The organism is Streptomyces sp. NPDC017520, from assembly GCF_044329855.1.
Classification (GTDB): domain Bacteria; phylum Actinomycetota; class Actinomycetes; order Streptomycetales; family Streptomycetaceae; genus Streptomyces.
In genome coordinates this window covers 495,154-518,657 of record NZ_JBIRKB010000004.1, presented here as the reverse complement: position 1 = coordinate 518,657, position 23,504 = coordinate 495,154, and the positions used below count along the sequence as shown (strand labels likewise).

Here is a 23,504-nt window from a genome sequence, read left to right as displayed (position 1 = left end):
CCGACCGACCGTCCGTCCCGGCCCGTCCCGGCCCGCCGGCCGCCGGAATCCGGGCCACCGCCCGGCTGATCGCCACGCATCCGAGATCGTGGCGCCCCGACTGATCACGAGCATGCCGAAGGGAGTGTTTATCGTCAGGAAGACGACTATGATCGCGGCATGCCGCCCTACGACCCTTCGACCTTCCCGCCCTTCGCTGTCACCGTCGACCTGGTCGTGCTCACGGTGCGCCGTCACGCGCTCTGCGCGTTGGTCGTCCGCCGCGGAGAGGCCCCGTTCCAGGGCAGATGGGCGCTGCCCGGTGGCTTCGTCAGGATGGACGAGGACCTGGGGTCCGCGGCGGCGCGTGAACTCGGCGAGGAAACCGGCCTCAGCGCGCACGACCCGGCGAGACCGGCCGCGGGCAACGGGGCCCATCTGGAGCAGTTGGCCACGTACGGAGATCCGGCGCGCGACCCCCGGATGCGAGTGGTCAGCGTCGCCCACCTGGCCCTCGCGCCGGACCTGCCCGCACCCCGGGCGGGCGGCGATGCCAACAGCGCGCGCTGGGCGCCGGTCGGGGATCTGCTGCATCCCGGCGCCGGGCGGGAGGGCGAGCAGGCGGCGCCACTGGCTTTCGACCACGCGCGGATCCTCGCCGACGGCGTGGAGCGCGCCCGCTCCAAGATCGAGTACTCCTCGCTGGCCACCGCGTTCTGTCCGCCGGAATTCACGGTCGGCGAGCTGCGCCGGGTGTACGAAGCGGTCTGGGGTGTGGTCCTCGACCCCCGTAACTTCCACCGCAAGGTCACCGGAACGCCCGGATTCCTGGTGCCTTCCGGTGGGACGACCACGCGTCAGGGGGGCCGGCCCGCGCAGTTGTTCCGGGCCGGGGCGGCCACGGTGCTCAACCCGCCGATGCTGCGACCTGAGGTCTGAGTCACCGGGCGTTCCGCTGCGACGGTCCCGCGGAACGCCTGTCGGCCCATCCCTGCACCAAAAGTCTGAAATGTCGCGTTATGTTGCTGCGGTACCCCCTGCCGCCGAGCGGTCTCACCTTCCGCGAGAGACGCGAGAGAAGCGATGCTCCAGGCCATCGGACTCACCAGCACCCCCCGTCGCGACGCTCCGCCCGCCGTGAACGATCTGACCTTCGAGGCTCCCCCCGGCCGTGTCACGGCCCTGCTGGGCGCCCCCCGCTCGGGCAGGACCACGGCCCTGCGGCTGATGCTCGAACTGGACGCGGGGCGAGGCGTCGCCTACTTCCGGGGGCGGCCGCTGCACCGCATCGCCCACCCGGCACGGGAGGTGGGCGTACTGCTCGGCGACGTACCGGGTCATCCCGCCCGGACCGTCCGAGGGCAGCTCCGTATGCTCTGCGCGGCCGCGGGCACGCCGGCGACCCGGGCCGACGAGGTCCTCGAGGTCGTCGGCCTCGCCGGGCTCGGGGACCAGCGCCTGGGCACCCTCTCGGTGGGGATGGACCGGCGGCTCGGCCTCGCCTCCGCGCTGCTCGGGGACCCCCACACCCTGATCCTGGACGAACCGGCGGAGGGACTGTCCCCCCGGGAGAACAGTTGGCTGTACGGGCTGCTGCGTGCGCACGCGGCCCAGGGCGGCACCGTCCTCTACACCACCGACGACCCCAAGGAGGCGGCCCGCACGGCCGACCGCGTCGTCACCATCGGCGGCGGGCGTCTCGTCGCCGACCAGGACGTCTCCGACTTCGCCCGCACCCGGCTCCGGGCCCGGGTCGCCGTCCGCACCCCGCACGCGGCCCGGCTGGCGGCCGTGGTCAGCCGGGAGGCCCGAGCCGCGCGACGCTCCGTCGAGGTGGTCGAGGAGGCGAGCGGCCGGCTGACCGTGTACGGCAGCAGCTGCGCGGAGATCGGCGACGCCGCGTACCGGCACGGCGTCCCCGTGCACCGGCTCGCCGACGAGATCGGCGACACCGGGCCGGCCGCCCCGGCGGGGGCCGGGAGCGAGGAGCGGGGCGACTCGGCCGTCGCGCTGTCCGAGCTGCCGCCCCCGATCCGGGTACGCCCCGCGCGCGGCCCCCTGCGCCCGCTCCGGTACGAACTGCGACGCTCCCTGGGCGTCCGGACAACGGCCATGATCATGGCGGCCGTTCTCGTGGTGTCGGCCGCGGTGTCCGTTCTGCTCGCCCGCACGGACGGCACCGCGCTGCCCCGTGTGCTCGCCGCGTGGCCCGCCCTGCTGCCGCTCCCTCCCGCCGCGCTCGGCGCGGGTCTGCTCGGGGCGCTGTCCTTCGGGGACGAGTTCCGATATCCGGCACTCGCCGCCGCGCGCGGCACCGTGCCCCGGCGGCTCGGTCTGCTGCTGGCCAAGCTCACCGTGACCGCCGGCTTCGCTCTGCTGCTCGCGGGCCTCGCCGTGGTGTGCGGAGCGCAGAGCCTCCGGCTCGTGTACGGGCCGGACTTGATCCAGATTCCGTCGAACGCTGTCGCGCTCGGTGCGAGTTGGGCGGGTCTGACGGTCGGCTGTGCCTGGGCGGGGCTGTTGGCCGCCGGTGTCTTCCGGGTGGCCGGGGCGGGGATCGCCGCGGTGCTGGCCGTTCCGGTACTCGTCGTTCCGCTGGTGCAGAAGCTCTTCGCGGCGCCGTCCGCGCGTTCGGTCGCCGGGCTCCCGGGCCGACTGCGCGAACTGGCCGGGTGGGAGCTGCCGCAGCAGGCGGACCACTGGGTCCTGGCCGTCGCGCGGGTGGTGGCGCAGCCCGTCGGCACCGCACTCGCCCTGTCGTTGTCAGCCCTGATCTGCGCGTATCTGTTCACCAGCCTTCGGGGAAGGGCGCGTTGGTGATCGCCGTCGCCTCGCATCGAGGGCAGAGGCCCGCAACTCCCTGAGAAATGACTGATCTGTGGGGATATGGCGTCAATTGCGGAGCGAGCGCCGATCACCCTTTCGTGTGCTTTTCACCAAAGACCTCAAGGGGTGGGCGAGCCGCGCCGACAAAGGATGCGTGAGTACCCTTGCGCACACCATGATGACCGCCGCCCGCACCGCCGATTCCGGCCTGGCCGGCGCGGGTGAACTCGACCGCTATCCCTATACGGAGGCGCCGGCCGGCGAGCGTGCCGCTTCCCGGGCCTGGGGCGGTTCCGATTCCGAGCTGGGGCGGGCGAGCCGACGCGGGTCTGCCAGCCGGGGGCGCGGTCTCCACGGCCAACTCGTCCAGCAGCTCGGCCAGATGATCGTTTCCGGTGACCTCGGCGCGGACCGCCCCCTCGTTCCCGAGGAGATCGGCCAGCGGTTCGAGGTGTCCCGTACCGTCGTACGCGAATCCCTGCGCGTCCTCGAAGCCAAGGGGCTGGTCAGCGCGCGCCCCAATGTGGGTACGAGGGTCCGCCCGGTCAGTGACTGGAACCTGCTGGATCCCGACATCATCGAATGGCGGGCCTTCGGTCCGCAGCGCGACGACCAGCGCCGTGAGCTGGCCGAGCTCCGCTGGACCATCGAACCGCTCGCGGCCCGCCTCGCGGCCGGGCACGGCCGGGACGATCTTCAGCAGCGGCTCGGCGACATGGTGGAGATCATGGGGCACGCGATGGGGCAGGGGGACACGATCACCTTCTCCCGCGCCGACGCGGAGTTCCACGCCCTGCTCGTTCAGGCGGCGGGAAATCGGATGCTCGAACACCTTTCCGGCATCGTCTCGGCCGCCCTTCATGTCTCCGGTGGTCCGGTCACCGGCTGTGACCGTCCGGGTGAGACCTCGCTCGCGCACCACGCGCGCATCGCCGACGCCCTCGCCTCCGGTGATTCCGGGGCAGCCGAGACGGCCATGCGTCAACTGCTCGTCGTCCACCCCGACGTCGAGCGCGTGGTTCCCGCGCCGCGCGAGCACTGACCGGGGCGCTGCCGGGCGCGTGGGCCCGGCACCGCCGGACCGCACGGCTCCGGCGGGATAGTTGTGGGGGGATGGCACCCTTGGACCATTTCGTCGCGTATGGGGTGTGACTCGGACCACGCGGATTGGCCGTAACACTCCTTGAAGCAGCGCGATGACCTAAGAGGTGAGCGTCGCGGAAGGAATACAGCAGCCCTCGGGTGCGCTGTGCAGTTCTGAGGCCAAACCCGCGCCGTCGGCGACATCCCCAGTCGACGGTCGTCGGTTCCCGCCCTCTCCAGGGCAGGGCCGGAAGCCGTTTCCATCGTTCCGAGAGGTTGTTCGTGTCGGCCAGCACATCCCGTACGCTCCCGCCGGAGATCGCCGAGTCCGAGTCTGTGATGGCGCTCATCGAGCGGGGAAAGGCTGATGGGCAGATCGCCGGCGATGACGTGCGTCGGGCCTTCGAGGCTGACCAGATTCCGCCAACCCAGTGGAAGAACGTTCTGCGCAGCCTCAACCAGATCCTCGAGGAAGAGGGTGTGACGCTGATGGTCAGTGCCGCGGAGTCGCCGAAGCGCGCCCGCAAGAGCGTCGCAGCGAAGAGCCCGGTCAAGCGCACCGCCACCAAGACTGTCGCGGCCAAGACCACCGTGACCAGGACCGTCGCGGCCACCGCCGCCCCGGCGGCCGAGAGTGCGGACGCGGTGGCCGACGACGCCGTTGCGGCCGCTCCCGCCAAGAAGACGGCAGCCAAGAAGACGGCTGCCAAGAAGACCGCCGCGAAGAAGACGGTCGCGAAGAAGACAGCGGCGAAGAAGTCCGGCAAGCAGGACGACGAGATCCTCGACGGCGAAGAGGCGGCCGAGGAAGTCAAGGCCGGCAAGGGCGAGGAAGAGGAGGGCGAGGGCGAGAACAAGGGCTTCGTCCTCTCCGACGACGACGAGGACGACGCACCCGCGCAGCAGGTCGCCGTCGCCGGCGCCACCGCCGACCCGGTCAAGGACTACCTGAAGCAGATCGGCAAGGTTCCCCTCCTCAACGCCGAGCAGGAGGTCGAGCTCGCCAAGCGCATCGAGGCCGGCCTCTTCGCCGAGGACAAGCTGGCGAACGCCGACAAGCTCGCGCCGAAGCTCAAGCGCGAGCTGGAGATCATCGCCGAGGACGGGCGACGGGCCAAGAACCACCTTCTGGAGGCCAACCTCCGCCTGGTGGTCTCCCTGGCCAAGCGCTACACCGGTCGCGGCATGCTCTTCCTGGACCTGATCCAGGAGGGCAACCTCGGTCTGATCCGCGCGGTCGAGAAGTTCGACTACACCAAGGGCTACAAGTTCTCCACGTACGCCACCTGGTGGATCCGTCAGGCGATCACCCGCGCGATGGCCGACCAGGCCCGCACCATCCGTATCCCGGTGCACATGGTCGAGGTCATCAACAAGCTCGCGCGCGTGCAGCGCCAGATGCTCCAGGACCTGGGCCGCGAGCCCACCCCGGAGGAGCTGGCCAAGGAACTCGACATGACCCCCGAGAAGGTCATCGAGGTCCAGAAGTACGGTCGCGAGCCGATCTCGCTGCACACCCCGCTCGGTGAGGACGGCGACAGCGAGTTCGGTGACCTGATCGAGGACTCCGAGGCCGTCGTTCCTGCGGACGCGGTCAGCTTCACGCTCCTTCAGGAGCAGCTCCACTCCGTGCTCGACACGCTTTCCGAGCGTGAGGCCGGCGTGGTCTCGATGCGCTTCGGTCTCACCGACGGTCAGCCGAAGACGCTCGACGAGATCGGCAAGGTCTACGGCGTGACGCGTGAGCGCATCCGTCAGATCGAGTCGAAGACGATGTCGAAGCTTCGTCACCCGTCGCGCTCGCAGGTGCTGCGCGACTACCTCGACTAGACCGCGGAAGATTCACCGGCCGAGGGCCCGGAACCCCCAGGGGATCCGGGCCCTCCGGCGTGTCCTCGGGTGCGGACGGTGACCGGCTGGATCACGCTGGGTGGACCGTTACCGCCTCAGCGTCAGGAGCCTCCATGCCCCGTTCCGTCGTCCGTGCCCTGACCGGGGTGCTCGCCCTGACCGCCGCCGCGACCGTGGCGCCCCTCGCCTCGCCCTCCGCGGCGGTCGCGGACAGCATCATCGTCGGCGGACAGCCCGCTCCGGTGGCGGACAGTCCCTGGGCGGTGGCGCTGTCGAGCCGGGACCGGTTCGGAGGGGCGCGCTCGGGACAGTTCTGCGGCGGCGTCGCCGTGGCGCCCACGAAGATCCTGACGGCCGCCCACTGCCTGAGTGACGAGGCGCTCGGGGGGCCGGCGGAGCGGGTGAGGGATCTGCTGGTCATCGCCGGTCGGGAGCGGTTGGGTGACTCCGACGGCCAGGAGATCCCGGTCCGGTCCATCTGGGTGAACCCGGAGTACGACCCCGCCTCCAACGCCGGCGACCTCGCGGTGCTGACCCTGTCCCGCGCGATGCCGAAGGACGGCGTCGTCCCGACGGCCAAGGGCGGGGACCCCGCCTACCGGGCCGGCACGGCGGCGGCCGTCTATGGGTGGGGCGACACGACGGGGAGCGGGGCGTACGCCTCCGTGCTGCGCTCCGCGCGGGTCCAGGTCCTGCCGGACAGCGACTGCGCGCGGGCCTACCCGGGCGGCCAGGAGGGCACGTACAAGCCCTCGGCGATGCTCTGTGCGGGCGATCCGGCGGGTGGCAGGGATGCGTGCCAGGGCGACAGCGGCGGGCCGCTGGTGGCCCGTGGGCGGCTCATCGGGCTGGTGTCCTGGGGGAGCGGCTGCGGGCGCGCGGGCAGCCCGGGGGTGTACACACGGGTCGCCGCCGCACTGGAGTGGGCCGAGGGCCGCATCTGACCCGTGGCGGCATCGTGTGCGGGCGGTGATTCCCCGCGCGCTGTGCGCGCAGGGCCCCACCGACGAGAACGGGCGGCTCCCCCCGGTGGGGGAGCCGCCCGTCGGCCGGTCCTGGACCGGCCCCTGGCTCGTCGTGGATGCGAGGTATCAGTGTTGTTCCTCGTCGGCAGCAGCCGTCTGCACGGCGGTGAGCCGATCCGTCTCATCCTGTATTTCCGCGGCGATCTTCTTGAGTTCCGGCTCGAACTTGCGCCCGTGGTGGGCACAGAAGAGCAGTTCACCGCCACTGATCAGGACGACGCGCAGATATGCCTGGGCGCCGCAACGGTCACAGCGGTCTGCTGCGGTCAGCGGGCTCGCGGGGGTCAGAACAGTAGTCACGTCGCCTCTTCTCTAGCTCGACGAGCTGTCGTACCAGGGTCAACATCCAACCAGGCCGAAAACGTTCCCGCTCGTGGCTTTTCTTCGAAACTTCTTCTCGGTGTGGCTGTCTGTTGCCGGTTGGCGGCGAATGTGCCGTATGCGGAGCGCTACGGTTTCGCATTGCTTGTCTCGGGGGTGAGTCCCACCGGCCGGCTTGCCGGTTTGTTCATGAGGACGTGCCCGGAGCCTAAATGGTTCATGCGCCGAAGGGAACGTGATGTGCACGTCACTCCAACGAATGATCGAACACTCATGCGAGCCCAGGTGGGGCTCGACTAGCATGAGGATTCCCCGAGGGTGGCGTTACAACCGCTCTACCAGGCCTCTGTAGGCTCTCAGCGGCAACCGAAGCCCAGCCCCGTACCCACGGGGGCCCCAGATGAAATTCAGCGAGGAGCGAACCGCGTGACCGCCGAAACGTCCGTGCCGTCCACCGCGATGCTGACCGGAGCAGGCGGCGACCGGGACAGCTCCAACTACACCGCGCGGCACCTTCTCGTCCTCGAAGGGCTGGAGGCGGTCCGCAAGCGGCCCGGCATGTACATCGGGTCCACCGACAGCCGTGGCCTGATGCACTGCCTCTGGGAGATCATCGACAACTCCGTCGACGAAGCCCTCGGCGGCTACTGCGACCAGATCGAGGTCATCCTCCACGACGACGCCTCCGTCGAGGTCCGGGACAACGGCCGTGGCATCCCGGTCGACGTCGAGCCCAAGACGGGTCTCTCCGGCATCGAGGTCGTCATGACCAAGCTGCACGCCGGAGGGAAGTTCGGCGGCGGCTCCTACGCCGCGTCGGGCGGCCTCCACGGCGTCGGCGCCTCCGTGGTCAACGCCCTCTCCGCCCGCCTGGATGTCGAGGTCGACCGCAACAGCGCGACCCACTCCATCAGCTTCCGGCGCGGTGTCCCCGGCATGTTCACCGAACAGGGGCCGGACAGCCCGTTCGACCCGGCCAACGGCCTGCGCAAGGGCAAGCGCGTCCCCAAGACCCGTACCGGTACCCGGGTGCGGTACTGGGCGGACCGCCAGATCTTCCTCAAGGACGCCAAGCTCAACCTGGACACGCTCTACCAGCGCGCCCGCCAGACGGCCTTCCTCGTCCCCGGGCTGACGATCATCGTCCGCGACGAGCGGGGGCTGGACGGCGAGGGCAAGACCGAGGAGACGTTCCGCTTCGACGGCGGCATCAGCGAGTTCTGCGAGTACCTGGCCCAGGACAAGGCCGTCTGCGACGTCCAGCGCCTCAGCGGCACCGGCACCTTCAAGGAGACCGTGCCCGTCCTCGACGACCGCGGCCACATGACCGCCACCGAGGTCACCCGCGAGCTCGCCGTCGACATCGCCCTGCGCTGGGGCACCGGCTACGACACGACCGTACGGTCGTTCGTGAACATCATCGCCACCCCCAAGGGCGGCACCCACGTCAGCGGGTTCGAGCGCTCCCTGACCAAGACCGTGAACGAGGCGCTGCGCTCCGCCAAGATGCTGCGGGTCGCCGAGGACGACGTCGTCAAGGACGACGCCCTCGAAGGGCTCACCGCCGTCGTCACCGTACGGCTCGCCGAGCCGCAGTTCGAGGGGCAGACCAAGGAGGTGCTCGGCACCTCCGCCGCCAACCGGATCGTGGCAGGCGTGGTCGCCAAGGAGCTCAAGGCCTTCCTGACCTCGACGAAGCGGGATGCCAAGGCCCAGGCCAGGGCGGTGCTGGAGAAGGCCGTCGCCGCCGCCCGCACCCGGATCGCCGCCCGGCAGCACAAGGACGCCCAGCGCCGCAAGACGGCCCTGGAGTCCTCCTCGCTGCCCGCCAAGCTCGCCGACTGCCGCAGCGACGACGTCGAGCGCAGCGAGCTGTTCATCGTCGAGGGGGACTCGGCGCTCGGCACCGCCAAGCTGGCCAGGAACAGTGAGTTCCAGGCGCTGCTGCCGATCCGCGGAAAGATCCTCAACGTACAGAAGTCGTCCGTCTCGGACATGCTGAAGAACGCCGAGTGCGGGGCGATCATCCAGGTCATAGGAGCCGGGTCCGGGCGGACCTTCGACATCGACGCCGCGCGGTACGGGAAGATCGTCCTGCTGGTGGATGCCGACGTCGACGGCGCCCACATCCGCTGCCTGCTGCTGACCCTCTTCCAGCGCTACATGCGTCCGATGGTCGAGGCGGGCCGGGTCTTCGCCGCGGTCCCGCCGCTGCATCGGATCGAGCTGGTCCAGCCCAAGAAGGGCCAGGACAAGTACGTCTACACCTACTCCGACAGCGAGCTGCGCCAGACCCTCCTGGAGTTCCAGCGAAAGAACGTCCGGATCAAGGAATCGATCCAGCGCTACAAGGGCCTGGGCGAGATGGACGCCGATCAGCTGGCGGAGACGACGATGGACCCGCGCCACCGCACCTTGCGGCGCATCAACATCGGCGACCTGGAATCCTCCGAGCAGGTCTTCGACCTGCTGATGGGCAACGAGGTCGCGCCCCGCAAGGAGTTCATCACCAGTTCCGCGGCCACCCTGGACCGCTCGCGCATCGACGCCTGACTCCCTGTCCTCCGGTGCCCGCGTCGGCCCCCGCTCCCGTACTGCCGGAGCGGGGGCCGCGTGCGTCTCCGAGGTCCCGGGCCCACGTCCGCGTGTTCGCGCAGCCGTACGGGACTTCTGTCACCTGAAGGGGTGAAGCCGGGCGAATGGCGCGCCCGGGATCCCCTCGAACCGCCCATGGTTGGCCATGCGGCCGAAAAGGTCCGTGGATCAGGGGAGTTGTGCGGTGGAGAAGGACGAAGGGCCGGAGGCCGCAGGAGTGCGGCTCGACGACCCGTGGGACGACGCGCCGGTCTCCGACCGGTGCGGCCGGGACGGGGCGGCAGGCGTCCCGGAGCTCGACGCGCCCGCCGCGGCGGAGCCGGACCCCCGGCCCAGCGCGGCCGACATCTACCTGGAGGTGCACCGCAGCGCCGCCTTCCGCGAGGTGCGCCGACGCTACCGCCGCTTCGTGGTTCCCGCCGCTCTCGCCTTCCTGCTCTGGTATCTCGCCTATGTCGTCGCCGCGACCACCGCACCCGAGCTGATGGCCCGCCCGGTCGCCGGAGCGGTCAACGTCGCGATGGTGGCGGGTCTCGGCCAGTTCCTCACCACGTTCCTGCTCACCTGGGCGTACGCACGGCACGCGCGGCTGCGCAGGGACCGGGCCGCGCTCGATCTGCGCTGGGACACCCAGGAGATGACCCGGGGTCTAGGCCAGGAGATGACGCGAGGGCTCGGTCAGGAGACGGCGAGAGGGTTCGGACGTTGAGAGGCGACCACCAGACTCTCGCCCTGCTGCTGTTCAGCGCGTTCATCGCGGTGACGCTTTTCATCACCACCCGGGTCGGCCGCAACCGGCAGGGCTCCGCCGAGGAGTTCTACGCCGGCGGACGTCTGTTCTCGCCCATGGAGAACGGTTTCGCCCTCGCCGGCGACTACATGTCGGCGGCCTCCTTCCTCGGGATCTCCGGGCTGATCGCCCTCTTCGGCTACGACGGCATGCTCTACTCGGTCGGCTTCCTCGTCGCTTGGCTGGTCGTCCTGCTGTTCGTCGCCGAACTCGTCCGCAACTGCGGCCGGTTCACCCTGGCCGACGTGGTCGCGGCGCGGATGGCGGAGCGCCCGGTGCGTACCGCCGTCGGCACCTCGTCCGTCATGGTCTCCGTGCTCTATCTGGTCGCCCAGATGGTCGGCGCCGGCAGCCTGGTGGCCCTGCTGCTCGGCGGGACGAGCGACGCGGCCCGGTCCTGGACAGTGGTCGGGGTCGGCGCGCTGATGGTGCTGTACGTGTCGTTCGGCGGCATGCGCGCCACCACCTGGATCCAGATCGTCAAGGCCGTCCTGCTGATGGCCGGGGCCATCGCGCTCACGGTGCTCGTCCTGGTCCACTTCCACGGGAACGTCAACAACCTGCTCACCACCGCGGCCGAACGCAGTGGCCACGGCAAGGACTTCCTCGCGCCCGGCCTCCGCTACGGCGGGGACCTCGCCTCGCGCCTCGACTTCATCAGCCTGGGCGTCGCCCTCGTTCTCGGCACGGCGGGGCTGCCGCACATCCTGTCGCGCTTCTACACCGTGCCCACGGCCCGCGCCGCGCGCCGCTCCGTCGTCTGGTCCATCGGCCTGATCGGCAGCTTCTACCTGATGACGATCGTGCTCGGCTTCGGCGCCGCCGCCCTCGTCGGCCCCGGCGAGGTCCGCGCCTCGAACGCGGCGGGCAACACCGCGGTCCCGCTGCTGGCGCTCCACCTCGGCGGCGGTGAGGGGTCCACCGGCGGAACGATTCTCTTCGCCGTGGTCGCCGCCATCGCCTTCGCCACCATCCTGGCCGTCGTCGCGGGCATCACGCTCGCCTCGTCGGCGTCCGTCGCCCACGACCTCTACGCCTCGCTCCGCCGCCCCGGGCGCACGAAGTACGGCGAGGTCGCCGTGGCACGTGTCGCCGCCGCGGGAATCGGCGTGGTCGCGATCGGTCTGGGGCTGCTCGCCCAGGACCTCAACGTGGCCTTCCTGGTGGGCCTGGCCTTCGCCGTGGCCGCGTCGGCGAACCTCCCGGCCCTGCTCTACTCCCTGTTCTGGCGTGGCTTCACGACCCGGGGCGCGGTCTGGGCCGTGTACGGCGGCCTGGTCCCGGCGGTCGTCCTGGTGCTGGTCTCACCCGTCGTCTCGGGCAGCCCCACGTCCCTGTTCCCCGGCGTGGACTTCCAGCTCTTCCCGCTGGAGAACCCGGGTCTGGTCTCCATCCCGCTCGGCTTCCTGGCCGGCTGGATCGGTACGGTCACTTCGCCCGAGCCGTCCGACGAGGCCAAGCACGCCGAGGCCGAGGTACGGGCGCTGACGGGGGCCGGGGCGGCGTAGAGCCTGTCGTGGGGCGTGCGGGGGTGCCCGGGCAGCTCAGCCGGCCGCCCAGGCGTACCGGTGTTCCGGGCGGCCCGTCTCCCCGTAGCGCAGCGTCAGCCGGACCTTGCCGGTGCGTTCCAGCAGCTTCAGATAGCGCTGGGCCGTCTGGCGGCTCATCCCCGCGCTGTCCGCGATCTCCTGGGCGGAGAGCGGGCCGTCGGCTCCGCGCAGGGCCACTCGGACGAGCTCGGCCGTGGTGGGGGAGTGGCCCTTGGGGAGGGCCGGCTCGTCCGCCGCCCACAGCGCGCCGAAGAGCCGGTCCACCTGTGCCTGCTCGGCCTCCCCACCCCCGTCGAGCGCCTGCCGCAGCGCCGCGTACGCCTCCAGTTTCGAGCGCAGGCCCGCGTACGTGAACGGCTTCACCAGGTACTGGAGCGCGCCGTGCCGCATCGCGTCCTGCACGGTCGCGACGTCCCGGGCGGCCGTCACCATGATCACGTCGACCTGACGGCCCAGGCGGCGCAGTTCCCGTACGACGGCGAGGCCGTTGCGGTCCGGCAGGTAGTGGTCCAGCAGGATCAGGTCCACCGGGACCCTCTCGACCGCCTCCAGCGCCGCGGCCGCCGAGTGGGCCCGCGCGACCACCCGGAAGCCGGGGACCTTGGCGACGTACGCCGCGTTGATCTGCGCCACCCGGACGTCGTCGTCCACGATCAGGACCTGGATCACGGCTGCCCTCCGGCCGGACACGTGGCGGACGGCGGACCGTCGGGGGAAGCGGCGGGCTCGGCAGGCACCCGAGGCCCGGGCTCGGCCAGCGCCTCCGGCAGGACGACCGTGAACACCGCACCGCCTCCGTCCGCCCCGGACACCGTCACACTGCCTCCCTGACGCTCCGCGAGCCTCCGTACGAGGGCGAGCCCCAGACCGCGCTTGCCGTGGGCCGGAACCTCCTTGGTGGACCAGCCCTCCGTGAAGATCGACGCGTGCTGCTCCGGGGGGACGCCGGGGCCGCTGTCGCGCACCTCCAGGATCACCGTACGTCCCTCCGTGCACAGCCCGACCTCGATCCGCGCCCCCTCCGATCCGGCCGCCGCGTCCGTGGCGTTGTCGACGAGGTTGCCCATGACGGTGACCAGGCCCCGGGGATCGACCACCCGGTCCGGCAGCAGGGTTCCGGGGGCCAGCCGCAGTGCCACGCCGCGCTCGGCGGCCACCGTCGCCTTGCCCACCAGGAGGGCGGCCAGCAGCGGGTCCTGGACCTTCTCGGTGACCTGTTCGGCCGTCGCCCGGTGTACGCCCACCACCTCCGTGACGAACTCCATCGCGTCCTCGTGCATCTCCAGCTCCAGGAGCCCGAGCAGGGTGTGCAGCCGGTTGGCGTGCTCGTGGTCCTGGGCGCGCAGCGCGTCGATCAGCCCCGTGGTGGAGTCGAGCTCGCGGCCCAGGTTCTCCAGCTCGGTCCGGTCGCGCAGGGTCACCACGGCCCCGCCGTCGTCGGTGGGCATCCGGTTGGCCAGCAGCACCCGGCTGCCCCGTACCGCCAGCAGGTCGTCGCCGACCACCCGTCCGGCCAGGACGTCCGCGGTCCTGCCGTCGCCCAGCACCTCCTCCAGCGTCCGGCCCGCCGCCTCCGGGCCCACGCCGAGCAGCCGCTGCGCCTCGTCGTTCAGCAGCCGGACGCGGCCGCCCCCGTCCAGGGCGACGACCCCTTCGCGGATGCCGTGCAGCATGGCCTCGCGCTCCGTCAGCAGCGCGGAGATATCGGAGAACGCCAGGTCATGGGTCTGCCGTTGCAGCCGGCGGGAGATCAGGTACGCCGCGAGCGCCCCGACCGCCAGGGCTCCGCCCGCGTACGCGAGCAGTCCCGGGATCGCTCCGAGGAGCCGGGCACGGACGCTGTCGTAGGAGATGCCCACCGACACCGCGCCGATCACGTCGCCGGACGGGCCGAACAACGGCACCTTGCCCCGCGCCGAGCGGCCGAGGGTGCCGCTGTCGATCTCCATCACCTCGCGGCCGCGCAGCGCCTCGCCGGGGTCGGTGGAGACGATCGCGCCGATCCGGTGGGTGTCGGGGTGCGACCAGCGCACCCCGCGCTGGTTCATGACGACGACGTACTCCGCTCCGGTCGCCCGCCTGATCCGCTCGGCGGCCGACTGGACGGGACCCCGCTCCGACGGATCCGTGCTGGTCAGGTCCTTCACGATCCCCGGCTGGGCGGCGGTGCTCTGGGCGATGGCGAGGGCGCGGCGCATCGCCTGGTCGTCCAGCTGGTCGCTGAGGGGGGCCAGGAACAGCCCGGTGACCAGGATCGTCACGCCGGTGATGATGGCCAGCTGCATCAGCAGGACCTGGGAGAAGACCCGCTGGGGCCAGCCGAACCGGCGCGGTCCCCTGCCGGGGGTCGGTGGGGCGTTCATCGTAGAGACGGTAAGGGGCGGGACGCCGGGGCGGAAATTCGGCCGCGTTCCGGCCCGGCTGTCCGGGCCTCCGGTGTACGCGCCTCTTGCTTCGCGGCGTTGTCTCTGTGAGCGTTCCTGGAGCGGTTCCGAGGAGTTCGCCCGCAACGCAATCTACTTGCACTTCTTGCGCTAATCTTGCGCACATGACGCGACGACTTGCTCAGGTGGCCCAGAAAGTGGGAGTCAGCGAGGCGACGGTCAGCCGGGTGCTGAACGGCAAGCCGGGCGTTTCCGACGCCACCAGGCAGGCCGTTCTCTCCGCGCTGGACGTCCTCGGGTACGAGCGCCCGACCCAGCTGCGCGGCGAACGGGCCCGGCTGGTCGGCCTTGTCCTGCCCGAGCTGCAGAACCCGATCTTCCCGGCGTTCGCCGAAGTGGTCGGCGGCGCGCTCGCCCAGCAGGGGCTGACCCCGGTGCTCTGCACCCAGACCAAGGGCGGCGTCTCCGAGGCCGACTACGTCGAGCTGCTCCTCCAGCAGCAGGTCTCCGGCGTCGTCTTCGCGGGCGGCCTCTACCACCAGGCCGACGCCCCGCACGACCACTACAAGGTGCTCGCCGACCGCAAGATCCCCGTCGTCCTGATCAACGCGGCCATCGCCCACCTCGGCTTCCCGGGCGTCTCCTGCGACGACTCCGTCGCCGTCGAGCAGGCCTGGCGGCACCTCGTCTCGCTCGGCCACGAGCGCATCGGACTCGTCCTCGGCCCGTCCGACCATGTGCCCTCCCAGCGCAAGCTCGCCGCCGCCCGGGTGCTGGCCGAGGAGGCGGGCACGGCCGTGCCCGACGAGTGGGTGGCCCGCGCGATGTTCTCGCTGGAGGGCGGGCAGGCCGCCGCGATGCGGCTGCTGGACCGGGGCGTCACCGGCATCATCTGCGCGAGCGACCCGCTCGCGCTGGGAGCCGTGCGCGCCGCCCGCCGCCGGGGTCTCGCGGTACCCGGAGACGTGTCGGTCGTCGGCTACGACGACTCCGCCTTCATGAACTGCACCGAGCCGCCCCTGACCACGGTCCGCCAGCCCATCGAGGCCATGGGGCGCGCGGCCGTGGAGCTGCTCTCGGTACAGATCGGCGGGCGGACCGTCCCCTCGGACGAACTGCTCTTCGAACCGGAGCTGGTGGTGCGCGGATCCACCGCGCAGCCGCCGCGCGAGAATTCCCTGTGATCCGTAGCTAATTTGCGCTGACAGCCCTTAGGGGGCCGTCCGGAGCCCGGGCAGCGGCTGTGGCGGCCTGGGGCCCGTGTACTGCCCGCTGGGGCGGATGCGGAGCGGGCGCTCTCCGTACTCCTCCAGCGCGTGGGCGATCCAGCCCGCGGTGCGGGACACCGCGAACACCGTCTCGCCCGCGTCCGCCGGCATGGACCGGGAGACGGACAGGACGGCCAGGGCCAGGTCGATGTTGGCGTGCAGCGGGGCGTGCCGCGCCGTCGTGCCGACCACCTCGCGGGCCGCCGCCAGCGCCCCGGCGGCCTGCGGCACGTCCTCCAGCAGCGCGAACAGGGCGGTCGCCCGCGGGTCCTCGCCCCGGTAGAGCCGGTGGCCCAGCCCCGGCACCCGCCGCCCCGTCCGCAGGTGATCGGCGACCACGGGGACCGCGCTGCCCCGGTCCACCGCCTCCCGGAGCATCCGGTGCGCCAGCCCGCTCGCCGCGCCGTGCAGCGGCCCCTCCAGCACGCCGAGGCCCGCCGAGACCACGGCGTACGGGTGGGCCCGCGCGGAGGCGGCGACCCGGGCCGCCAGGGTGGAGGCGGCCAGATCGTGGTCGATCAGGAGGGCGAGGGCCGCGTCCAGCACGGCCAGGGACGGGGCGTCGGCCGGCTCGGCGGTGAGCCGTGACCACAGCCCCCGCGCCAGGGAACCCTCTTCGTCCGCCGGGTCGCCGAGCTCCGGCAGGGCGCCCACCAGCGTCGGGATCAGACTCCGGGCGCTGCTGAGCACCGCCTCGGGCGACAGGTCGAACCGCAGCGGGTCCGTGGCCGCCGCGGCGGTCACCGCCACCCGCAGCCGGTCCGTCGACCCGCTGTGCGCGGGCAGCGCGCCGACCGTCCGGCGAGCCGCCGCGAGGGTCCCGGCCGCCGCGGTGAAACGGGCGCCCGGGCTCAGCTCACCCGTCCACAGCCACTCGGCGACCTCCTCGTAGCTGTAGTGCGCGGCCAGCTCCGTCGCGTCGACCCCGCGGAAGAAGCAGCGGTCGCCCTCGATGAGCGTGATGCCCGTGCGGAAGGCCAGGTCGCCCCCGGCCGGGGAGGCGTCCCTGCGCCCCGAGCGCCGGGCCAGTGCCCGGACCTCGTCGGCGTCGAACGTGCTGCCCCGCCCGCCGGCGGCCCGCGCGCTGCTCAGCTGGCCCCGGCTGACGTACGCGTACACCGTCTCCGGCTTCACGCCCAGCAGTTCGGCGGCCTCCCGGGTGGTGAGCCGGGGCGGCCCCTGCCCGTCGGGTGCTGATTGATCCGTCATGCCGACCACCGTATCCATCCTGAATCCATGAAGGAGCCCAAGAGTGTCCACCCTTTACATTGATTCAATCAACGTTGACAGAATTCGAGTCAAGCATAGACAGTCGAATCAATGTTCCGCGCGTCGAAAAGAGAACAGCCATGACCACCACCCCTGCCGTCCCCCGCGGTCTCGCCGGCGTAGTCGTCACCGACACCGCCCTCGGCGACGTGCGCGGCCGCGAGGGCTTCTACCACTACCGCCAGTACTCGGCGATCGAGCTCGCGCGGACCCGTGGCTTCGAGGACGTCTGGTACCTGATGGTCCACGGCGAACTGCCCGACCGGGCGGCCGCCGCCGACTTCGCCGCCCGCACGGCCGCGCTGCGCACCCTGCCCGCCGAGGTGCGCGACGCGCTGCCCGCCATCGCCCGCGCCGGCGCCGCCTCCGGCCCCCTCGCCGGTCTGCGCACCGCGCTGTCCCTGCTCGGCTCCTCGGCCGGCTTCCGCCCCGTGTACGACATCGGGACCGAGCGGCGGCGCCAGGACGCGCTCACCGTCTGCGCGGCCGTCCCCACGATCCTCACCGCCCTCCACCGCCTGGGTCGGGGGCTCCAGCCGGTCGAGCCCCGCGAGGACCTGCCGCACGCCGCGAACTACCTGTACATGCTGACCGGGTCGGAGCCGGAGCCGGAGCACGCCAGGGCCGTCGAGCAGTACCTCGTCTCCACCGTCGACCACGGCTTCAACGCCTCCACCTTCACCGCCCGGGTCGTCGCCTCCACCGGGGCCGACCTGGCCGCCTGCCTGGTCGCGGCGGTCGGCGCGCTCTCCGGGCCGCTGCACGGCGGAGCCCCCAGCCGGGCCCTGGACACCCTGGACGCCATCGGCACCCTGGACCGCATCGACGGCTGGATCCGCGAACAGGTCCTCTCGGGCCGCCGCATCATGGGCTTCGGGCACCCCGTCTACCGCACCGAGGACCCGCGCTCCCGGATGCTCAAGTCCCTCGCGCAGGGCTTCGGCGGACCGCTCGTCGACTTCGCCGTGGAGGTCGAGCGCCAGGTCGAGGCCATCCTCGCCGAGCTCAAGCCGGGCCGCGAACTGCACACCAACGTGGAGTTCTACGCCGGGGTGGTCATGGAGCTGTGCGGACTGCCGCGCGCGATGTTCACCCCCACCTTCTGCGCGGCGCGGGTGATCGGCTGGAGCGCCAATATCCTGGAGCAGGCGGAGGACTCGAAGATCATCCGCCCGGCGGCCCGCTACGTCGGCGCACCCCCGCCGCAGCCGGTCCCGGCACCCTGACGACGACCCCAGGAAGGCCCCCGTTGACCCCGCCCCGCACCCCGCAGATCCCGGTCGTCGTCCTGGCGGGCTTCCTCGGATCCGGCAAGACCACGCTGCTGAACCATCTGCTCCGCAATCGCGCGGGCACCCGGATCGGCGTGATCGTCAACGACTTCGGGGCCATCGAGATCGACGCCATGACGGTCTCGGGTCAGGTCGGCTCGACCGTCTCGCTGGGCAACGGCTGTCTGTGCTGTGCCGTCGACGCGAGCGAACTCGACACCTTCCTGGAGACGCTGACCCGGCCGTCCGCCCGACTGGACGTCATCGTCATCGAGGCGAGCGGTCTCGCCGAACCCCAGGAGCTCGTCCGTATGCTGCTGGCCAGCGACAACCCGCACATTCTGTACGGGGGCCTCGTCGAGGTCGTCGACGCGGCGGAGTTCGACAGCACCCGTCAACGGCATCCGGAGCTCGACCGCCATCTCGCCGTCGCCGACCTCGTCGTCCTGAACAAGACCGACCGGGTGGGGGAGGCCGAGCGGGAGCGGCTGCGGGCGACGGTCGCGGAGCTGAGCGGACCCGCCGCCGTGATCTCCGCCGTGCACGGCCGGATCGACCCCGAGCTCCTCTTCGACCCGGCCCTGCGACCGGACCACGAGGACCTGGTCCGCCAGCTCACCTTCGAGGACCTGCTGCGGGAGGAGGCGACCGACGGGCACGAGGGGCACGACGACCACCTCCACGCCGCGTACGAGAGCGTCGACTTCACCTCGGACGTTCCCATGGACCCACGCCGCTTCATGGAGTTCCTCGACTCCCGGCCCGACGGGCTCTACCGGATCAAGGGGCTCGCGGACTTCGGCGCGGGGGACCGGGACAACACGTACGCGCTGCACGCGGTGGGCCGCTTCCTGCGCTTCGTTCCCCGCCCGTGGGCGCGCGGCGAACAGCGGCTCACCCAGCTCGTCATGATCGGCGCGGGCATCGACGCCGAAGCGCTGTCGGCCGGGCTCGCCGCCTGCCGCGCGGACGAGCCCGCCCCCGACGAGCCCGCCGACGCCGCTGCCGTCGAACGCGGCATGTGGGGCGTGCTGCGGTACGTACACCAGGAGGCGGACCCCGTGGACGAACAACGGGCGGACCCGGTGGACGTACAGCAGGCGGACCCCGACGTACAGGAAGCGGCCCCGGAGGCGTAACACCCCCGGGCCGCTCCCCGCCGTACGAAGAGGACGCCTACAGCGGCGGTCCCGCGATCACGTCCACCGTCTCCAGCAGCGGAGTGCCCGAGCCGTCCCGCCTCGGGTCCGGCTCCGGCAGCTTCGCCGGGGTGCCGTTCTTCTGCGCGGCCCGTGCCGGAGTGGGGCCCGCCCACGCGAACACCAGGACGTCCTCGCCCTTCAGGAACCGCTGGCAGCGCACCCCGCCGGTGGCCCGGCCCTTGCGCGGATACTGGTCGAACGGGGTGAGCTTGGACGTGAGCACCGAGTCGTCCAGCGTGCCGTGCGAACCGGCCACGGTGAACACGATCGCCCCGGCCGCCGGGTCCACTGCCGTGAACGACAGCACCTCCGCCCCGGCCGTCAGCTTGACGCCCGCCATCCCTCCGGCGGCCCGCCCCTGCGGACGTACCGACGCCGCCGGGTACCGGAGCAACTGGGCGTCGGAGGTGATGAACACCAAATCCTCCTCGCCCGTGCGCAGTTCGGTCGCGCCCACGACGCGGTCACCGTCCTTGAGAGCGATGACCTCCAGCTCGTCCTTGTTGGGCGGGTAGTCCGGCACGACGCGTTTCACCACGCCCTGAAGGGTGCCGATCGCGAGGCCCGGCGAGGACTCCTCCAGCGTCGTCAGGCAGATCAGCTTCTCGTCCGCCTCCAGGCTGAGGAACTCGGAGATCTGCGCCCCGCCCGAGAGATTCGGCTCCGCGTGCGTGTCCGGCAGCTGTGGCAGGTCGATCACCGAGAGCCGCAGCATCCGGCCCGTGGAGGTCACCGCCCCGACATCACCGCGCGCCGTCGCCGCCACCGCCGACACGATCACGTCGTGCTTGGTCCGCCGGGCGTCCTCGGAGATCTCGACCGGCTCCGCGTTGGCCGTACGGGCCAGCAGGCCCGTCGAGGAGAGCAGCACCCGGCACGGGTCGTCCGCCACCTCCAGGGGCACGGACGCGATCTGCGCACCGGCCGACTCCAGCAGCACCGTGCGCCGGTCCGTGCCGAACTTCTTCGCCACGGCGGCCAGCTCCGAGGAGACCAGCTTGCGCAGCTCCGCGTCCGACTCCAGGATCGCGGTCAGCGCGTCGATCTCACCGGTGAGCCGGTCCCGCTCGCTCTCCAGCTCGATCCGGTCGAAACGGGTGAGCCGGCGCAGCGGGGTGTCCAGGATGTACTGCGTCTGGATCTCGCTCAGCGAGAAGTGCGCCATCAGGCGCTCCTTCGCCTGCGAGGAGTTGTCGCTGTCCCGGATGATCCGGATGACCTCGTCGATGTCGAGCAGGGCGACGATCAGGCCCTCGACCAGGTGCAGCCGGTCGCGGCGCTTGGTGCGGCGGAACTCGCTGCGCCGGCGCACCACCTCGAAGCGGTGGTCCAGATAGACCTCCAGCAGCTCCTTGAGGCCCAGGGTGAGCGGCTGACCGTCGACCAGCGCCACGTTGTTGATGCCGAAGGACTCCTCCATCGGCGTCAGCTTGTAGAGCTGCTCCAGCACCGCTTCCGGCACGAAGCCGTTCTTCACCTCGATGACCAGACGCAGTCCGTGCGCCCGGTCGGTGAGGTCCTTGACGTCGGCGATGCCCTGGAGCTTCTTCGCCGAGACCAGGTCCTTGATCTTGGCGATCACCTTCTCCGGGCCGACGGTGAAGGGCAGTTCGGTGACGACGAGGCCCTTGCGGCGGGCCGTCACGTTCTCCACGGCGACGGTGGCACGGATCTTGAACGTGCCGCGGCCCGCCGTGTACGCGTCCTTGATGCCGCCCAGCCCGACGATGCGGCCGCCGGTGGGCAGGTCGGGTCCCGGGACGAAGCGCATCAGCGTCTCGACGTCGGCGCCCGGGTGCTTGATCAGGTGCCGGGCGGCCGCGATGACCTCGCCCAGGTTGTGCGGGGGCATGTTGGTGGCCATGCCCACGGCGATCCCGGAGACCCCGTTGACCAGGAGGTTGGGGTAGGCGGCGGGGAGGACGACCGGCTCGCGCTCCTGGCCGTCGTAGTTCGATTGGAAATCGACGGTGTCCTCGTCGATCGCCTCGGTCATCAGCGAGGTGGCGTCGGCCATCCGGCACTCGGTGTACCGCATGGCGGCCGGCGGGTCGTCGTTGCCGAGGGAGCCGAAGTTGCCGTGACCGTCGACCAGGGGGAGGCGCATCGAGAACGGCTGCGCCATGCGCACCAGGGCGTCGTAGATCGAGGCGTCGCCGTGCGGGTGCAGCTTGCCCATCACCTCGCCGACGACGCGGGCGCACTTCACATAGCCGCGGTCGGGGCGCAGCCCCATCTCGTTCATCTGGGACACGATGCGGCGGTGCACCGGCTTCATGCCGTCGCGGGCGTCGGGCAGGGCCCTGGAGTAGATCACCGAGTACGCGTACTCGAGGAAGGAGCCCTGCATTTCGTCGACGACGTCGATGTCGAGGATCTTCTCCTCGAAGTCGTCCGGCGGCGGCGGGGTCTTCGTGCTACGGCGGGCCATCGCGGCTGCGACTCCTTCACAGATTCTGTTCGGACAACCTGAGCTTGTTCGGTACGACACGAGCTACTGACGCGGTCCATTGTGGACCGCCGTACTGACAACGCCGACCTCGACCCGTCCGAAGCGGGCCGAGGGGCCCGCCCGGACAGCGTCCGCGACACCATCGACGGAAACATCCGCGGAACGGGAACTTCGCCAGGTGCCGGTGCGCTTGCTTAGAGTGGCAGGTCTGGCAGGAAGTCCAGTATCGCGATCGAAGGGACGTACATGCCCATGGGTCACACGGCCACCGCACAGGCCGGCTCCGGCGGCTTGACAGCGACCGAGCACCGCCTGGCCAACGGCCTGCGTGTGGTGCTCTCAGAGGACCATCTGACCCCGGTCGCCGCGGTCTGCCTCTGGTACGACGTCGGCTCGCGCCACGAGGTCAAGGGACGCACCGGTCTGGCTCACCTTTTCGAGCACCTGATGTTCCAGGGTTCGGGCCAGGTCGAGGGGAACGGTCACTTCGAGCTCGTCCAGGGGGCCGGCGGCTCGCTCAACGGGACGACCAGCTTCGAGCGGACCAATTACTTCGAGACCATGCCCACCCACCAGGTGGAGCTGGCGCTCTGGCTGGAGGCCGACCGGATGGGCTCCCTCCTCGCCGCGCTCGACGAGGAGTCCATGGAGAACCAGCGCGACGTCGTCAAGAACGAGCGCCGCCAGCGTTATGACAACGTGCCCTACGGCACCGCGTTCGAGAAGCTGACCGCCCTCTCCTACCCCGAGGGCCACCCGTACCACCACACCCCGATCGGTTCCATGGCCGACCTGGACGCGGCCACGCTGGAGGACGCCCGCGCGTTCTTCCGTACGTACTACGCGCCCAACAACGCGGTGATCTCGGTGGTCGGCGACATCGATCCCGAGCAGACGCTCGCCTGGATCGAGAAGTACTTCGGCACCATCCCCTCCCACGACGGCAAGCAGCCGCCGCGCGACGGGACGCTGCCCGGGATCATCGGCGAACAGTTGCGCGAAGTGGTCCACGAGGAGGTCCCGGCGCGCGCCCTGATGGCCGCCTACCGCCTCCCCCACGACGGCACCCGCGCCTGCGACGCCGCCGACCTGGCGCTCACCGTGCTGGGCGGCGGCGAGTCCTCCCGGCTGCACAACCGCCTGGTCCGCCGTGACCGTACGGCGGTGGCGGCCGGTTTCGGACTGCTGCGGCTCGCCGGAGCACCCTCGCTCGGCTGGCTGGACGTGAAGACGTCCGGCGGCGTCGAGGTCGAGACGATCGAGGCCGCGGTCGACGAGGAGCTGGCCCGGTTCGCCGCCGAGGGGCCCACCCCCGAGGAAATGGAGCGGGCCCAGGCGCAGTTGGAGCGCGAGTGGCTCGACCGGCTGGGCACGGTCGCCGGCCGCGCCGACGAACTGTGCCGCTACGCGGTCCTGTTCGGTGACCCGCAGCTCGCCCTGAGCGCCGTGGGCCGCGTCCTGGACGTCACCGCGGAGGAGGTGCGCGCGGCGGCCGAGGCGGCCCTGCGCCCCGACAACCGGGCGGTGCTGGTGTACGAGCCCATCGAACCCGTCGAGCCGGCCGACGAGGCCGACGAGGGCACGGCAGCCACCGAGGGCACCGACGCGCACGAGGGGGCGGACAAGTGAGCGACGCCG

General features: G+C 71.4%; 17 protein-coding genes. 12 read left to right on the top strand and 5 right to left on the bottom strand.

Annotation, left to right across the window (positions count from 1 at the left end):
• The first annotated feature begins 159 nt into the window (after positions 1-159).
• The 5 genes from ACH4KB_RS12930 (at position 160) to ACH4KB_RS12910 (ending at position 6,683) form a co-directional block, all read left to right on the top strand.
• Positions 160-918, top strand: coding sequence for an NUDIX domain-containing protein (locus tag ACH4KB_RS12930; protein ID WP_398065998.1), 759 nt, complete (start codon positions 160-162; stop codon positions 916-918).
• 144 nt (positions 919-1,062) lie between these two features.
• Positions 1,063-2,799: an ATP-binding cassette domain-containing protein gene (locus ACH4KB_RS12925; RefSeq protein ID WP_398065997.1), complete on the top strand. Its 1,737-nt coding sequence runs from the start codon at positions 1,063-1,065 to the stop codon at positions 2,797-2,799.
• 181 nt (positions 2,800-2,980) lie between these two features.
• Positions 2,981-3,847 (top strand): FadR/GntR family transcriptional regulator, encoded by an 867-nt coding sequence (locus ACH4KB_RS12920; protein ID WP_398066072.1) that lies wholly within the window; start codon positions 2,981-2,983, stop codon positions 3,845-3,847.
• A gap of 323 nt (positions 3,848-4,170) precedes the next feature.
• The gene (locus tag ACH4KB_RS12915; RefSeq protein ID WP_398065996.1) at positions 4,171-5,718 is read left to right on the top strand and encodes an RNA polymerase sigma factor; all 1,548 of its coding nucleotides are present in this window, start codon (positions 4,171-4,173) and stop codon (positions 5,716-5,718) included.
• A gap of 134 nt (positions 5,719-5,852) precedes the next feature.
• A complete protein-coding gene (locus ACH4KB_RS12910) occupies positions 5,853-6,683 on the top strand; it encodes a S1 family peptidase (protein WP_398065995.1) in 831 nt (276 codons plus the stop codon).
• Positions 6,684-6,830: 147 nt separating this feature from the next.
• Here the strand turns inward: ACH4KB_RS12910 and ACH4KB_RS12905 are convergent, their stop codons facing one another.
• Positions 6,831-7,064, bottom strand: a complete 234-nt coding sequence (locus tag ACH4KB_RS12905; RefSeq protein WP_018957087.1) for a hypothetical protein — start codon at positions 7,062-7,064, stop codon at positions 6,831-6,833.
• A gap of 447 nt (positions 7,065-7,511) precedes the next feature.
• Here ACH4KB_RS12905 and ACH4KB_RS12900 point away from each other — a divergent pair, with 447 nt between their 5' ends.
• The 3 genes from ACH4KB_RS12900 (at position 7,512) to ACH4KB_RS12890 (ending at position 11,978) form a co-directional block, all read left to right on the top strand.
• A complete protein-coding gene (locus ACH4KB_RS12900) occupies positions 7,512-9,638 on the top strand; it encodes a type IIA DNA topoisomerase subunit B (protein ID WP_398065994.1) in 2,127 nt (708 codons plus the stop codon).
• A 259-nt stretch (positions 9,639-9,897) separates the two neighbouring features.
• Positions 9,898-10,389 (top strand): DUF485 domain-containing protein, encoded by a 492-nt coding sequence (locus ACH4KB_RS12895; RefSeq protein WP_398066071.1) that lies wholly within the window; start codon positions 9,898-9,900, stop codon positions 10,387-10,389.
• On the top strand, positions 10,386-11,978 hold the full coding sequence (locus tag ACH4KB_RS12890; RefSeq protein WP_398065993.1) for a cation acetate symporter: 1,593 nt from the start codon (positions 10,386-10,388) through the stop codon (positions 11,976-11,978). The genes ACH4KB_RS12895 and ACH4KB_RS12890 overlap by 4 nt, the downstream gene beginning before the upstream one ends.
• A 36-nt stretch (positions 11,979-12,014) precedes the next feature.
• On the opposite strand, the gene ACH4KB_RS12885 is transcribed toward ACH4KB_RS12890, so the two are convergent.
• Together ACH4KB_RS12885 and ACH4KB_RS12880 are read right to left on the bottom strand one after the other, a co-directional pair.
• A complete protein-coding gene (locus ACH4KB_RS12885) occupies positions 12,015-12,689 on the bottom strand; it encodes a response regulator (RefSeq protein ID WP_398065992.1) in 675 nt (224 codons plus the stop codon).
• Positions 12,686-14,383 (bottom strand): ATP-binding protein, encoded by a 1,698-nt coding sequence (locus tag ACH4KB_RS12880; protein ID WP_398065991.1) that lies wholly within the window; start codon positions 14,381-14,383, stop codon positions 12,686-12,688. The genes ACH4KB_RS12885 and ACH4KB_RS12880 overlap by 4 nt, the downstream gene beginning before the upstream one ends.
• A gap of 185 nt (positions 14,384-14,568) precedes the next feature.
• Here ACH4KB_RS12880 and ACH4KB_RS12875 point away from each other — a divergent pair, with 185 nt between their 5' ends.
• Positions 14,569-15,588 (top strand): LacI family DNA-binding transcriptional regulator, encoded by a 1,020-nt coding sequence (locus ACH4KB_RS12875; protein ID WP_398065990.1) that lies wholly within the window; start codon positions 14,569-14,571, stop codon positions 15,586-15,588.
• A gap of 27 nt (positions 15,589-15,615) precedes the next feature.
• Here the strand turns inward: ACH4KB_RS12875 and ACH4KB_RS12870 are convergent, their stop codons facing one another.
• On the bottom strand, positions 15,616-16,881 hold the full coding sequence (locus ACH4KB_RS12870) for a citrate synthase (protein WP_398065989.1): 1,266 nt from the start codon (positions 16,879-16,881) through the stop codon (positions 15,616-15,618).
• 140 nt (positions 16,882-17,021) lie between these two features.
• Between ACH4KB_RS12870 and ACH4KB_RS12865 the strand changes: the two genes are divergently transcribed.
• Both ACH4KB_RS12865 and ACH4KB_RS12860 read left to right on the top strand, forming a co-directional pair.
• On the top strand, positions 17,022-18,167 hold the full coding sequence (locus ACH4KB_RS12865) for a citrate synthase/methylcitrate synthase (RefSeq protein WP_398065988.1): 1,146 nt from the start codon (positions 17,022-17,024) through the stop codon (positions 18,165-18,167).
• 23 nt (positions 18,168-18,190) lie between these two features.
• Entirely contained in the window at positions 18,191-19,351 is a 1,161-nt protein-coding gene (locus ACH4KB_RS12860) for a CobW family GTP-binding protein (RefSeq protein ID WP_398065987.1), read from the top strand.
• 37 nt (positions 19,352-19,388) lie between these two features.
• Here ACH4KB_RS12860 and ACH4KB_RS12855 read toward each other — a convergent pair whose 3' ends face one another.
• Complete coding sequence (locus tag ACH4KB_RS12855; RefSeq protein WP_398065986.1) at positions 19,389-21,845, bottom strand: DNA topoisomerase (ATP-hydrolyzing) subunit A; 2,457 nt, start codon at positions 21,843-21,845, stop codon at positions 19,389-19,391.
• 267 nt (positions 21,846-22,112) lie between these two features.
• On the opposite strand from ACH4KB_RS12855, the gene ACH4KB_RS12850 reads away from it, so the two are divergent.
• A complete protein-coding gene (locus ACH4KB_RS12850; protein WP_398065985.1) occupies positions 22,113-23,495 on the top strand; it encodes a M16 family metallopeptidase in 1,383 nt (460 codons plus the stop codon).
• Positions 23,496-23,504 lie beyond the last annotated feature (9 nt).